Source organism: Gimesia sp., from assembly GCF_040219335.1.
GTDB lineage: Bacteria > Planctomycetota > Planctomycetia > Planctomycetales > Planctomycetaceae > Gimesia.
The window spans coordinates 248,417-262,096 of the sequence record NZ_JAVJSQ010000040.1 but is presented as its reverse complement, the minus strand read 5'-3'; the positions used below and the strand labels follow the sequence as shown (position 1 = coordinate 262,096).

Sequence of the window (13,680 nt, the reverse complement as noted above, 5' to 3'; positions counted from 1 at the left end):
CTCGGCGTTGTTGTTAGTTACTTTCACTCTGCGTGACGGGGCTGATCATCGCGATCGGCGTGGGGGTGTCAAGCAGAATTTCCGGCCTGAGTTTCTGGTGAGTTGCCGCTCAGTTTCGCTGAAATGGCTCCGAAACGCTTTGAAATTGTACGAGACAACGGGAACCGGTGCTGAGTGTTCCGGTGAAAAACAGCAAAATTCGACGGCGATTCAGGTGAACCTGGGGTACTTGTGTCGCAGATTCCAGTGCACGCATCATCCGCCTCGCGCGCGTAGCACAATTGCAAAACTTTATAGATCGGAAAGTGCGAATCAAGTTCAGTTTATTCAGTTCTACGCGCAGACCGGGAGAGATATTTGCAGTGTGTATTGCACAGCAAATATTTTATTTTCGGCGACTGGTCATTCGCTGGAGGGGACTTCAGCGTGTTCCGGGGTTGATTCCAAAATGGTGAGCGCTCTTTCCGTGAGCGCCAGCATGGCTTTGCCCCGTTTGAGATACAGGATGAGCGAGATCAGAAAGATGACCAGGGAGACCAGCATCGCGGTGGCCCCGGCACTCAGGGCGGCCAGGGAGTTATTGAGAATGTCCACAATGAATTCGAACGGCTGCTGCTGGTCTGTCTCTTCCCAGCGTTGCGAGATGCTGGTGATGATATTCAGGACCGCGTTGATGCTGAGAAACGGAGAGAGAATGGAGGAAATGAGCGACAGGCAAACCGTCCAGCCCCAGAATCGTCTTGATTTTTTCAGGTATAAGAATTCTTCCATCATTACCTCGGACGATTTCAAAAACGACAGGGATGTGAATTACAGTATTCGGATAGAGTTTAACTCATTTTTGCATCTAATTGCTTGTCTCCAGACATTGAGCTCCCAGTCAGGTGGCAAACAGCTGGGATTCGATATCTTTGAAGGCTTTGAATTCCAGTGCGTTGCCGCTGGGGTCGAGGAAGAACATGGTAGCCTGTTCGCCCGGCTGCCCCTGGAAGCGGATGTAGGGTTCGATAATGAACTCGATCTGTCGTTCGCGCAGGCGATCAGCCAGGGTCTGCCAGCGATCCATGGTGAGAACGACACCGAAGTGGGGGACAGGGACACCGTGACCGTCGACAGGATTCACGTGCGCCGCAATGCTGCCGTCGGGGCCGATATCCGGGTTCAGATGGCAGACGACCTGGTGGCCGAAGAAATTGAAGTCGACCCAGGTCTCGGCGCTGCGACCTTCGCTGCAGCCGAGCAGGTCACCATAAAAGGCGCGGGCTTCGGCAATGTCACGCACCTGAAACGCGAGATGAAAGGGATCGAGCTGCATGAGAGGCCTCGGCTGTCAAAGTGTTCCAGGAGACAAATACAATGATCATACACCAGCATGCCGGTATTGTCCCGGCAAGAGACGTTACTTCAGAGGCTTTCAGTGCCGTTACTTCTGCCGGCCTTGATATATTGTTTCAACAGGGCGTGCATCTGCTGCACCTGCTGCGGATGCTGTTTCGCAATGTCGGTAGTTTCTTCGATATCCTGATCCAGATTATACAGGGTATACGCAACGGGGATGCTGTCATCCAGAACTTGCTCGACCGTTTTGGGGCCGCTGATCGTCAGCTTGAATGGCCCCTGACGGATGGCGAAGGTGCCGTTATGATGATTATGGACAATCGCCTTGTGGAAGGAGACGGGGCGGGATTCGCCTTGCAGCGCCTGGTAGAAACTGACGCCATCTTCTGCGGTGCTGCTCTCGAGCGGGACGTCCAGCATTTCTGCCAGCGTAGGCAGGACGTCGTTGAAGACGATGGTGGTCGAACAGGTTTCGCCTGGCTTGATGATGGCAGGCCAGCGTACGAGAAACGGAACGCGGTGTCCCCCTTCTTCGAGGCCCCCTTTCCAGCCGGTACAGGGACCGTTGCTGTCGTGACCGTAGATCATGGTATCGCCGCGAACCCAGCGCTGGGAATAGCCTTTGGTGCGGTTCACGGGGCCGTTGTCGCTGGTGAAGATGACGAGGGTGTTGTCGGCGATGCCCAGTTCTTCCAGCTTCCGGAGCAGCTTACCGACGTGGTGATCGAGCTCGACGACGAAATCGCCATAGGTGCCGGCTTTGCTTTTGCCCATGAACTCCTTGTGGGGAACGATCGGGTTATGGGGCGTGGTCATCGCGTAATAGAGGAAGAAGGGCTGGTCGGGTTTCGTGCGGATCGCGGTCTCGACGAACTCGCAGGCCTTGTTCGACAGCGTGGGAACGAGTCGATCCATGGTATAGCCGGCGGCGACAATATTATCGTCCCGGCCAAACCATTCGCCGTGCTGTGCTTTGGCCTGGGCGGAAGTCATTGTAGGAATGACGGTGACGCGGTTGTTCTCAATAAAGGCGGCGGGATTCATCTCCGCGGAACCGGCGGTGCCAAACGAGTAATCGAATCCGAAGTCTCGCGGACCTTTCAACGCGGGAGAAGCGAAGTCGATATTTTTAAAGTTCTGATAGTTGGGGTCAACGCGGATCTGTGCCCGTTCGTTTTCGTCGTGCAGCTTCCAGTCGATGCCCTGGTGCCATTTACCGACGAGTCCGGTCTGGTAGCCAGCGTCCTGCATCAGGTTCGCGATCGTTTTGCGGCCCGGTTCGATCAGGGTGCCTGCGAAATTCGCGAGGTTCCCCCCCGAACCCAGGCGGGTGCGCCACATGTAGCGGCCGGTGAGCAGACCGTAACGGGAAGGCACACAATAGGAGCCCGCGGCGTGGGCATCGGTGAAGGTCAGGCTCTGACGGGCGAGTTGATCGAGATGGGGTGTCGGGATCCGGCTGTCGGCGTTGAGGGCGGTGACGTCACCGTAGCCCATGTCATCGGCGAGAATAATCACCACATGTGGTTGACGCTGCTGCGCTGCTGCCGATACTGCGGACGTTGCAGAAAGCAGAAGCAGCGTGAGACAACAGATCAAAGTGACAGAATGCCTGCGCATGGGGTTCCTCAGGAATACGTCTCTAAAAAAGTGGGAAGGCGTTAATGAGTTCTATTAATAAACTACCCGATCAACTGACTAAAGGGAATGGCCGTTTGATCGAAGTCCCCTGTCAGCCATTACGGATTGTTCGTGAGAAGCTGTTTCACCCCGGATTTGTCCAAGTAGATTGCAGTCTTTTTTCTATATCAAAGAGCTTTCGCTGTTTTTAAATATCAATCGTTGACTTAGTGTCTTCTTAACACTACCATATGTGTATATTCAACACTATCTGTTTGTCAGATATCCGGGACAGCTGTTCGAGACACTTTTTCAATCACAGTGTTCAGCAGGGGAGACGTATCATGATCGGTATCAAAACGGTGCGACAGGGCGAGCGGGTTGCGGTCTGGGATTTTAAGGGACGGGTGGAGTACATTGACGGTCCGCGGCGGATGATCCTGTTTCGCAAGACGATTGAGTCGCTGAGGCAGTACAGTGCGGGAGCGGACGAATATCTCTCGATTGAATTTGTCGACGGGCATTGTGAACACCAGCGCGGGCCGACGTCGGTCTGGTACGATGCGGTCGAACACCTGGCGATCAAGGTGATGGATTCGCTGGAACTTGATTCTCACGAAGCGATCGTGGTCTATCGCAGGTCCGGGGAGGCCGTTCAGCGACGTGTGGAACGGGGCCCAATGCTGTTTGTCCCGCAGGAAAATGAATGGTTGCATGAGTTTCGCTGGCACGGAGCCGATCCCCAGACGCCGACGCATAAGGTGCCCCGGGCACTCAGCTTTCACAAGCTGCGGGTGATTCCCGATCAGACCTATTACCTGGTCGACGATGTGCGGACTTCCGATGATGCCTTGCTGACCGTCAAGCTGATGATCTTCTTTGAGCTGTCCGACATCGAAAGGATGCTGGACCAGACTCATGATCCGATTGCTGACTTCATCAATGCGGTGACAGCCGACGTCGTTGATTTCGCCGGAACGCGTTCCTTTGAAGCGTTCAAACAGGATACCGAGCAGTTAAATGAACTGGAGTCGTACCAGAATCTACTGTCACGGGCGGTCCGCATTGGTTACCAGATCAATAAGGTCGTCTACCGCGGATATACAGCCGGCGAAACGCTGCAGGCGATGCACGACAGTGCGATCGAAGCCCGGACACGGCTCAAGCTGGATGCAGAGACGGAAATCCAGGCCCAGGAACTGGCGGATGTGCAACTGGCCCGCGAAGCGATTCGGGCGGAAAAGCGTCAGGAAATGGAAGCCCGGCAAACCGAACATGACATTTACCTGCAGCGTCTGCAACACGACGAGGAGATTCATCAGCAACAGGAAATACAGCACGTTGAAGAAGAGACCCGACGCCGGGTTAACCAGATTGAACTGGAACACCAGCAGGCAAAGAACTCGGAACAGAGCCGGTACCTGGGAACGATGCGTGAAATGCAGATCGACCTCACGCGATACCTGGTGGCTCAGTATCAGAATCCGGATCGCTTGATTCGGATCAGTGGTGATAAGGACCCCAGCCTGCATTTACATGAGGAGTCGTAGCTCTCAAAGAATAAGGGGCAGGTCCCGGATTTTCGAGACCTGCCCCGTTGATATTAATCAACCTCGATCACTCTTCCTCACCCGATGTCAAATCTGGTGGCGGGGGAAGAATTTCCTGTTCCGGAGGTGCGTCCTTACGGAAGGTCAGCCAGGCCGGCTCGGGGAGCCAGCGGGCTTTGTGGGCACTGATCAGGAAGGCGAGGATCAGGGCGGCGGCTGACCAGATGAAGGCGATGACCGCTTCGCGACTGAGGTATTGGATCGCCAGACGAAACGCGAAAGTCGCACTGGTATAGAGCAGGATGCCGACCGTGGCGGCGAAGGAGAACTTGAACCAGCGACTGGACCAGAGCCGGGCGATCAACAGGCACCCCACGGCCCAGGAGCCGACATAGGAGAGACGCCAGATCAACGGTATTTCCGCAGCACGTTCATTTAAGATGACCACGACGGAAACCAGGGGAATCAACAATGCGCTGGCACATTGCAGGACGCGACTGAAATCGTCTTTCATGGTCAGCCCCAGGACCAGCATTGAGAGCCAGAGCAGATGGAAACAGGCCGTGAAACGATACTCGGCGAGAATCGAATCGGGAATCAGATACCAGATTCCCAGCGTCGCAGCGATGACGCCTGCGGTGCAGATCCCCGAAGAACGTCGGCGGAGACCCAGCCCCAGCATCAGGGCACCGTCCAAAAGGAGCGGCCAGGGAGTCGGTTCGATCAAGGTCCGCGTCCCCAGGGTCTGCGGACCGACAATGGTAAACAGGGCCAGAACTCCGACTCCGCCCCAGATCGCATCCGGGACGCGCCGCACGATGGCCCAGAGATAGAAGCCGATGAGCATCCACGCTGCCAGCCAGATCGGAGAGCCAATCGCGTCAGTGACTTTGAAGAGAAATCCGGTGTGTACCGGTCCTCCCGACATCGGCATGGCCAGCAAAAGCAGCAACGGTGCCAGGCGAACCAGTCCCGCCTGAAAGACTTTGTTACGGGTCGAAATCGCCCCTTCGAGCAGCAGTACGAGCAGTACGAATCCCAGCGGAATCAGGAAGTAAAACCCCCACAGGGTATCAAAGGAGATCAGGCGGGGGCCACTGATCGGTTTGATCCACATCGGCCCGGCAGGTCCGAATGTCAGGCAGAGGATGAACGAACGAAAGGCGACGCAGGCAGCGATCATGCCGAAAGCGATCCAGGGAAACCAGGGCCAGCCCCAGGGGGTGCCGTTGGACTTCACATAAGAAACGCCTCCGCGGATGGCGGGCCACAGACAGAGAAAGAGAACCGACGCGACGACCGGGAACAGAAACAGGGTCCATTCCAGTTCGGCGGGCGAACGGGGATGCATTTCGGGAGAACACCACCAGGGTGCCGCATAGAACAGCGCCAGGAAGAGGTGATACGGAATCCGGTAACGGACTCCCAGGCGAATGCCGGCGCCCCAGAGAACGGCTTCGGAAAGCAGTGCCGAGAACAGAAAGCCGCCGCACATCAGCAGCAGGCCCTGATCCTGGGAAACGCGGGAGAACAGGTCATCCATGCTGACCGAGACCCCGAGAAACAACAGCAGCAGGAGCAGCAAAATCGAACGGGCGTCCTCCCAGACTTTGCCCCAGCGTACGATCAGCACTCCAATCCCCGCCAGCAACAGGGTATACCCGGCCAGCACGCCCATCATAATCCAGCAGTTGATGGAACCGATCTCAATGGTTCCGTAAGCAGACCGCACGGCGAACAACATCAGCACGGCACTAATCACGTAGAACGGATTGTGGTTGTAGATGTAACGCAGGACCGAGCGGTGAGAAGCAGACGCAGACATAACAGCCTCCTCTCATCAAGAAATGAAGAAAGATAAAGCCCCAGAACTGGGGATAAAAAGACAGGTTCGCTGTTAAAGAGACTGCATTGTAACATATTTATTTGAACAGTTATAGAAAATTCTGAGGTGGGTCATGAAATCTGAATTTTGTGAGACTTCTCTCTGAACGATCTTCGTTGGGCCGAAATGTTCGCGGTGGAAATCCGTGCTTGACCCCGCGGGGAATTGCGATATTAATAGGGGACACGAACCATTCCAGGAGCGGGCCTTACGAACGGAGAGTGAATGACTACAGTCAACCAGAGGCTCCCCTGCTCTTTAGAGATTGCGAAAACGCGGCAGCGCCCCGATCAGCGAAGAGCATTACATCCCGACCTGGAACGCATCCTCTCGTTCTGCCGAAAACGCACTGGCTCCACCACATCAGAAACAGCATCACTGCCGCTGACATCGACGCTCACACAACTCGGCGAACAGGCCATCCAGTCTGCGATGGAAGTGCTTAATCCTCAGCTGAAAGCGCTGGCCAAAGAGTATGCGGACGGTTCTGGCTCCCGTCAAAACGTGATCTGTGAGGAACTATTTCGCCAGTTATTAACTCAAACGGAACCGGTGCGAACGCAAGACGAACTGGTAAAGCATGTCTGTGAAGATCTGACGAACCAGTCCTGTAACCGGATATTTCCCCGTCAGTTTCACAAGCATGGGAATCCGAATTGCCTGGGTCGTGCGTTGATCCTGCTCGCTTTCGCCCGGCTGGCGGGAGCACCCGTACTGGGAGCGACGCCTCTGATCTCCGGATCTGAAATCGCGATCCGCCATGATGCGCGGGTGGCCCGCGGGATTCTCAGGCGGGCAGATCGACAGCAAGTGAAACTCAAACCCGAACTGAAAACGTTTCTGGAATTCATGACGGCCCGTCCTGGCATCGATCGACTGCGACCGCCGATGTTTCACATGGGGATTCTGATGCAGACCAGCGCCAAGCGTTGGACGCTGATCGATCCTCACGCTAAGGTCACGGGCACTTATCGGAACCAGCGGCTGATCTGTGAGTTGCAAGATCAAAGCCTCTTCCAACCTGAGCAGGTATTTGATGCCGATTTTCGTGTCGAAGCCAATCTCAAGTGCAGACAGCAACTGTGGCGACTGAAGCCTGTCACTGCCTTTGTCGGGGAATTACAAACTCTCAGCGAATCCGATCAACTCGATGTGGGTGAAGTTCTGGTCTTCCTGGCCGAATCGAATCTGCTGGAATATCTGCTCAGCGATGCCTGGAGCCTCCCCCGTGAAGAGAAAGCGAATATCACGGCCCAGATGCGGGGCAGCGCGTCCCCGGTCGTTGCCCACCGGTTGCTGGAAACACTGTCCCTCGGGAATTGTGCAGAGCCCCTGAGGAGTCGCATGCAGGCATTGCTGAGCTGGTTTCTGCTGCTGGACAGTGGAAAAGAACTGGTTGGGTTGCTGGCGTTTGCTGTTTCTGAGGGTTCAGAGTCCTTACGCCGGGAGATGCTGGCGCAGTCGTTAAAGGAACTGCTGGAGGAATTGATCGCCCGCCTGCATGGATTCCTGTTCAACACAGCATCACTCAGCAACGAACGCGGCTTGTTACATCCGGTGCTGGAACTGTATCAACCGGAATTCCGCGTGGGCGTGGAACTGGTTTCGCATGTGAATGCGGTCACCCTGCGTTCCGAAGCGATCCCCGAAGCGTTGTCCCGCGTCTGTCCGGGGCAGACAATCCAGATTTCACGGGCGACGGAGATTCTCCGCAATCAGGAACACTGCCTTGCCCCTTCGTCACATCGGGCTTTTCAAACGTTAACCGCTGCCGAATTCCAGTCGGAACGACTTCACGATATTTTGCAGCGGATCTCTCAGAAACTTTTCCTCACTTCCGAAAGCAGGAGCACTCATGATTCAGAATAAAAACGATTTTCTGGAAAGCGAAGCACGACAGGTCCGGACCAGACTAAACAAAACAAACGGCGATATTCCGGGATGCAGAAATTATTATCTGCTGGAAGCAATTCCGGGCATGCAGCCCGTTGTGGAACAGGTGATCCGGGAATTTATTGACGAAACCAGAAACAGCGTGGAATACGCCCATGCTCAACAGGAACTGGAACTCATCCAGTATGAAGCAGATGGATTCAACCGACTCATCGAACAATATGCAGACCAGCCCCGCATGCAGACCGCTTTGAACGTGGCTTTTGAGATCTGGAATAATTCGCCCGGTCCCGAGGAACGTTTGCGTCAGATCGTGGATCACGCCGACAGTATCGCTCCGTCGGGCAGCGAATCGTTTACCACTTGTCAGGCCCCGACTTAACGGATTTCCCGGAGATTTGTGTTGCAACGCGCGTCAAACTGGTATAATTCACACATCAAACCCGGCTTATATTTTATTTGATGAGACTGAGTATGGATGAATTCCAGATGAACCGTCGGCAGGCCATGATTGCGAGTGGTCTGGGAACACTGAGTCTCGGCATGCCGGGCGTGGTAATGGGGAGCGATAAGCTGGATGCGGCGGGGAAAGCGGTCGCGGCAGAGAAGTCGTGTATCTTCATCCTGCTGTGTGGCGGACCGAGCCACATTGATACCTGGGATATGAAGCCGGATGCCCCCCTCGATTATCGTGGGCCTTATATGCCCATCGAAACCAAAGTGCCGGGCATGCGGATCAACGAGATGCACACCGAGCTGGCCAAAGTGACCGACCAGTTCACCCTGATTAATTCGATGTCGCATCCGGGCGCGATCAGCAATCATTTTGACGCGATGCACAACCTGCTCAGTGGACAGTCGGAAAAACGGGTACAACAGGGAGCCGCGAACGAGCAGCCTTACCTCGGTTCCTTCGTCGCCAAGTTCAAGCCGAGCAAACGCAACTTCGTTTCCAATGCATGGCTCATCAAATGTGTGGGACCGCCTGTATTCTGTGCGCCGAACATCGGCATCGGTGGTTACCTGGGTTCGGCTTATGCCCCGGTGTTCGTCGGTTCGGCGAACAATCATCCGGCAATGAAAGACTTCAAGCCGCCCGAAATTTACAATCCGTATGACGAGCAGCGGTTTGAGGAGCGGAAGATACTGCTCCGCGGCCTGGAATCGAAGCGACTCGATAAAGATCAGAAAGTCAAAGACTGGTCGGACCTGAGAGAAAAGACTTACGATGCCTTAACGCGGGCCGAGGGCCGACGTGCGTTTAACATGCATGAGGAACCGGACAAAGTTCGCGAGCAGTACGGCATGCATCCCCTGGGACAGAACCTGCTGCTGGCCCGTCGGATGGTGGAATCGGGAGTCCGCTTCGTCACCGTTAATGGCTGGGCCGGTCAAGCCGACCATGACAAGCAGGGACCGCCCAGCAGCAGTTGGGACATGCATGGCGGAAACATGGGCATGGGGAATGCGTTCGGCAACGGTTCCTACGGCATGGGCTTCTGTCTGCCCCGACTGGACCAGGCGCTGGCCGCGTTGCTCACGGACCTCAAGGAACGGGGCATGCTGGATAACACGCTGGTCGTCGTCACCGGCGAATTCGGCCGTACGCCCTACGTATTGAAACAGGATCCCCCGGGACGCCAGCACTGGCCGAAGTGCTTCTCCTCGATCCTGGCAGGTGCCGGCATTAAAGGGGGACAGGTCTATGGAAAGACAAACAAGTATGGTGAATATCCCACCCACAAACCGGTCCGCCCCGAAGAACTCGCGGCGACGATCTATCACGCACTGGACATCCCGATCAACAACCCACAGGATCCGACAGGGTTGTTGCGGACCCTGACCACGGGGAAGCCGATCATGGAACTGTTCGGGTAAGCTGAGGAGTCACTGAATGCGTGCCCGCATCAATGGTACGGAACTCTATTTTGATGTCGACGGGATGGGACTGGTGCCTGGTGAAGACCGGATGGTCGAGCGTCCGGTGCTGTTTCTGCTGCATGGCGGGCCGGGCAGCGATCATTCCAGTTTCAAATTGAATTCGGCAGCGCTGGGTGATACCGCGCAACTGGTGTTTGTCGACCATCGTGGTTCCGGACGAAGTGCTCCGGCTGATCCCAGGACCTACACGCTCGACCAGAACATCGATGACCTGGACGCGCTGCGTGAACACCTGGGTCTGGAGCGGATCTCCGTGCTGGGTTCGTCGTATGGAGGGATGGTCGCGCAGGGCTATGCCATTCGATATCCGGAGCGTGTCGCGAACCTGATTCTTGTCGCCACAGCCCCCAGTTTTCGCTTTATGGAAGATGCCCGGCAGATCGTCAATGAGCGAGGTACTGCGGATCAGCAACGTGTCTGCCAGTGGTTGTGGGAGGGCACATTCGAATCACAGGAACAGGTCTACGAGTATTACAAAACGATGGGCCCCCTGTATTCCACCCGTTTCGACGCCGAGAAGCTGGACAAAGGCTGGCCGCGCAGTATCCGTAACTTCGAACAGCTGAATCTCGGCTTCACCATGTTCCTGAAAACATTCGACTTGATTGAGCAGTTACCTTCTATAAAGTGTCCCACTCTGGTGCTGGGAGGCGCCCACGACTGGATCTGTCCACCGCGGCATTCGGAGCTGATCGCGGAGAGAATTCCCCGTGCGCATTTGAAGATTTTCACGAACAGTTCCCATGCGATTGCTGATGATGAACCGGAAGCCTATCTGGCGGCAGTGCGTGGCTTTTTGACCTACTGCAATAAATAGCAGGCCGCCACATTACATGCATTTACTTTTATGTGTTAATCTGTGAGAATAACAGGAACTGATTCTGATCTGAGTCTGACTCGCTGACTGAAACCTGTTGTACACGGGAATGTGGGGGGCTGATTTGGCAAATCTTCTTGATTTATCGCGACTGCTGAACCGCAGGGAACACCATCCGGGCCGGCGCAAAATACTTCGCTCGATCTCCACGGGAATGATGGGAGCCGGGCTTGCGGACATGCTGGCTCTGGAAGCGATTGCCAAAAATACAGGGCATCGTCCCGGTCAGGCGAAACGGGTGCTGGTGATTTACGAGGAAGGGGGAATCAGCCAGATGGATACCTGGGATCCCAAGCCCCAGGCTCCCTATGATCATCGTACGCCCTACCAGCCGATCGACACCAATGTCCCCGGGATTCAGTTCTCGTCATTGATGCCCATGACGGCCCGGCAGGCGGATAAGCTCTCCGTCATTCGCTCCATGACTACCGCCCGGGTCGCAGGTCACAAGGAAGGCTGCCAGGAATTCTTCAAAGGGTACCGTTTCGATTCTTCGTTTGACTTCCCCGATATCGGCTCGGTCGTCACCGATCAGATCGGAACCGACTGCCCACAACTGCCGGGGTATATCTTCTGTCCCGGAATTAACATGCCCAATCACGTCACCAGCACCGGTTTCCTGCCTGCCAGCCGGGCGCCGTGGAAGCTGGGAACCAGAAACCTGGGGGAGAACCTGTCTGATCCCAGCTGGGAAGTGAAGTCACTCCAACTGAATTCCAAACTCAGTCGCGAACGGTTTCAGCAACGACGCGAACTATTGACGCAACTGGACCGGTCTGCGGTCGCAAAAACGGAAACGGCGGAGACGTTACAGGCTTACTACGAAAACGCCGTCGATCTGCTGACGAGCCCCCGGGTGCAGGCTTCGCTGAATCTATCTACGGAAAGCGATCAAACCCGTGACCGTTATGGTCGCGATCATCGTGGCTGCTGTTACCTCCTGGGTCGAAAGCTGATCGAAACGGGCGTGAGATTCGTCAGCGTGACTGTGATTCAGCCTCCCGAGCATGTGAAACGCCCCGGCTATGGTCAACCCAAAGGGGTGTTCCTGAACTGGGATCACCATGAGGGAATTTATCAGAACGGTCCCTGTGGTGGGCCGCAGGGAATGAGTAATCAGGAACGATTTGGTTTGCCTCACCCTGTCATGATGCCCAGCCTCGACCGGAGTTTCAGCGCTTTGATTGAAGACATGCATGCACGAGGACTGCTGGCAGACACGCTGGTCTGTTTCATCACGGAGATGGGACGCACCCCCCGCGTGAATAAATGGGGCGGCCGCGACCACTGGGGGCGGGCGATGTCGGTCGCGCTGGCTGGTGCAGGCGTTCCGGGAGGACAGGTGATTGGTGCAACCAACAAGGAAGGAGGCGATGTCACCGATCGACTTTATACACCCTACGACTATGCAGAGACGATCTATCGCAAACTGGGTATCGATACGGCAGCACGCATTCGCAGACCGGATGGCCTGCCTGTCGAATTTACAGATGGTGGTCACCCCATCCGGGAAGTCTTTTAAACCGCGCTTATTTTTCCCGCAGGAGTTTCTGCAGACGTTTACCGCCGATTTCCGCGATGAAAAGATTTCCGGCGGTGTCCGTGGTCAGCATGTGAGGCAGATTGAATTCGCCCGGTCCGGCTCCCTTGCGGCCCCAGCTCTGAGCGACTTTTCCACTGGAATTCAACAACAACACTTTGTTGGCACGTCCATCGGCGACGAACAGGTTTCCCTGGGCATCGAATTCCATCCCGTAGGGAGCGAAGCCGGTCCAGATCTCCAGCAGCTTGCCTTCCGAGTTAAAGGCCTGCACGCGATCATTTTCGCGGTCTCCGACCAGAATGCGTCCCTGGCGATCGAGGATAATCGAATGGGGGAGATTGAACTGCCCTGGTCCTTCCCCCGGCTCGCCCCACTGTCCCAGGTATTTTCCATTCGCGGCGAACTTCATAACGCGGCTGTTACCGTAGCCATCGGAGATATAGATTTCATCGTGACGCCCGAAAGCGATATCGGTTGGTTTATTAAACTGGTTCTCGCCGGCCCCCGGTTTGCCAGGCTGACCGATGGCCAGCAGAATTTTTCCCCGGGAATCGAACTGGTAAACCATGTGATTTCCGATATCGGTAACCCAGACATGATCGTGCTGATCGACACGGAGTCCATGTGCCTGACCGATCAGGTTATCTCCCCACGAACGGAGGAATCGGCCTTCACGATCAAAACAGAGAATCGGCTGCTTGCCGCGATGAAACAGATACATCCGCCCCTCACTGTCGAAGTCAACTGCCGAACAGGGGCCAAGAGTCAGTCCTTCCGGAAGTTGAATGCCATTGTCGGCGGCTGGAACGAAGATCACCGGGTCAGCCGCATGTGAGTCTCCCATCGTCAACATCAGGCAGAATATCGAAAAGCAGAGCAGACTTAATAATCGAGGCAGTTTCATGCGGAGCACTCCAGGGCCGTTTCAGATAAAAGACAGATAGAAGCCGGTTGATGATAGCGTCAGTGTACGCCTCTTTCCCGGCGGTGTCGAGTCTTTTAAAGTGATCGCTTCAGCACTCCATTGACAACA

At 55.4% G+C, this 13,680-nt stretch carries 11 protein-coding genes; 6 read left to right on the top strand and 5 right to left on the bottom strand.

Annotation, left to right across the window (positions count from 1 at the left end):
- Positions 1-402: 402 nt before the first annotated feature.
- The 3 genes from RID21_RS29435 to RID21_RS29425 form a co-directional block, all read right to left on the bottom strand.
- Positions 403-771, bottom strand: a complete 369-nt coding sequence (locus RID21_RS29435; RefSeq protein WP_350195228.1) for a hypothetical protein — start codon at positions 769-771, stop codon at positions 403-405.
- A 109-nt stretch (positions 772-880) separates the two neighbouring features.
- Entirely contained in the window at positions 881-1,315 is a 435-nt protein-coding gene (locus RID21_RS29430; RefSeq protein ID WP_350195226.1) for a VOC family protein, read from the bottom strand.
- 89 nt (positions 1,316-1,404) lie between these two features.
- Positions 1,405-2,958, bottom strand: a complete 1,554-nt coding sequence (locus RID21_RS29425) for a sulfatase family protein (RefSeq protein WP_350195224.1) — start codon at positions 2,956-2,958, stop codon at positions 1,405-1,407.
- A 344-nt stretch (positions 2,959-3,302) separates the two neighbouring features.
- Between RID21_RS29425 and RID21_RS29420 the strand changes: the two genes are divergently transcribed.
- Positions 3,303-4,508: a hypothetical protein gene (locus tag RID21_RS29420; RefSeq protein ID WP_350195222.1), complete on the top strand. Its 1,206-nt coding sequence runs from the start codon at positions 3,303-3,305 to the stop codon at positions 4,506-4,508.
- Positions 4,509-4,575: 67 nt separating this feature from the next.
- Here the strand turns inward: RID21_RS29420 and RID21_RS29415 are convergent, their stop codons facing one another.
- Entirely contained in the window at positions 4,576-6,333 is a 1,758-nt protein-coding gene (locus RID21_RS29415; RefSeq protein ID WP_350195220.1) for a hypothetical protein, read from the bottom strand.
- Between the two features lie 285 nt (positions 6,334-6,618).
- Between RID21_RS29415 and RID21_RS29410 the strand changes: the two genes are divergently transcribed.
- The 5 genes from RID21_RS29410 to RID21_RS29390 all read left to right on the top strand — a co-directional run bounded on the left by RID21_RS29410 (position 6,619) and on the right by RID21_RS29390 (position 12,626).
- A complete protein-coding gene (locus RID21_RS29410; protein ID WP_350195218.1) occupies positions 6,619-8,262 on the top strand; it encodes a hypothetical protein in 1,644 nt (547 codons plus the stop codon).
- The gene (locus tag RID21_RS29405) at positions 8,249-8,668 is read left to right on the top strand and encodes a hypothetical protein (protein ID WP_350195216.1); all 420 of its coding nucleotides are present in this window, start codon (positions 8,249-8,251) and stop codon (positions 8,666-8,668) included. The genes RID21_RS29410 and RID21_RS29405 overlap by 14 nt, the downstream gene beginning before the upstream one ends.
- 92 nt (positions 8,669-8,760) lie before the next feature.
- Positions 8,761-10,164 (top strand): DUF1501 domain-containing protein, encoded by a 1,404-nt coding sequence (locus tag RID21_RS29400; RefSeq protein ID WP_350195214.1) that lies wholly within the window; start codon positions 8,761-8,763, stop codon positions 10,162-10,164.
- A 16-nt stretch (positions 10,165-10,180) separates the two neighbouring features.
- The gene (locus tag RID21_RS29395; RefSeq protein WP_350195212.1) at positions 10,181-11,044 is read left to right on the top strand and encodes an alpha/beta fold hydrolase; all 864 of its coding nucleotides are present in this window, start codon (positions 10,181-10,183) and stop codon (positions 11,042-11,044) included.
- A gap of 124 nt (positions 11,045-11,168) precedes the next feature.
- Positions 11,169-12,626, top strand: coding sequence for a DUF1501 domain-containing protein (locus tag RID21_RS29390; RefSeq protein ID WP_350195210.1), 1,458 nt, complete (start codon positions 11,169-11,171; stop codon positions 12,624-12,626).
- A 7-nt stretch (positions 12,627-12,633) separates the two neighbouring features.
- Here the strand turns inward: RID21_RS29390 and RID21_RS29385 are convergent, their stop codons facing one another.
- A complete protein-coding gene (locus RID21_RS29385) occupies positions 12,634-13,551 on the bottom strand; it encodes a peptidyl-alpha-hydroxyglycine alpha-amidating lyase family protein (RefSeq protein ID WP_350195208.1) in 918 nt (305 codons plus the stop codon).
- Positions 13,552-13,680: the final 129 nt, after the last annotated feature.

Bases quoted from the DNA above. Each gene is read 5' to 3' on its own strand.
- RID21_RS29405 (WP_350195216.1), top strand. From the start codon at position 8,249: ATGATTCAGAATAAAAACGATTTTCTGGAAAGCGAAGCACGACAGGTC.
- RID21_RS29415 (WP_350195220.1), bottom strand. From the start codon at position 6,333: ATGTCTGCGTCTGCTTCTCACCGCTCGGTCCTGCGTTACATCTACAAC.
- RID21_RS29420 (WP_350195222.1), top strand. From the start codon at position 3,303: ATGATCGGTATCAAAACGGTGCGACAGGGCGAGCGGGTTGCGGTCTGG.
- RID21_RS29425 (WP_350195224.1), bottom strand. From the start codon at position 2,958: ATGCGCAGGCATTCTGTCACTTTGATCTGTTGTCTCACGCTGCTTCTG.
- RID21_RS29410 (WP_350195218.1), top strand. From the start codon at position 6,619: ATGACTACAGTCAACCAGAGGCTCCCCTGCTCTTTAGAGATTGCGAAA.
- RID21_RS29435 (WP_350195228.1), bottom strand. From the start codon at position 771: ATGGAAGAATTCTTATACCTGAAAAAATCAAGACGATTCTGGGGCTGG.
- RID21_RS29395 (WP_350195212.1), top strand. From the start codon at position 10,181: ATGCGTGCCCGCATCAATGGTACGGAACTCTATTTTGATGTCGACGGG.
- RID21_RS29385 (WP_350195208.1), bottom strand. From the start codon at position 13,551: ATGAAACTGCCTCGATTATTAAGTCTGCTCTGCTTTTCGATATTCTGC.
- RID21_RS29430 (WP_350195226.1), bottom strand. From the start codon at position 1,315: ATGCAGCTCGATCCCTTTCATCTCGCGTTTCAGGTGCGTGACATTGCC.
- RID21_RS29400 (WP_350195214.1), top strand. From the start codon at position 8,761: ATGGATGAATTCCAGATGAACCGTCGGCAGGCCATGATTGCGAGTGGT.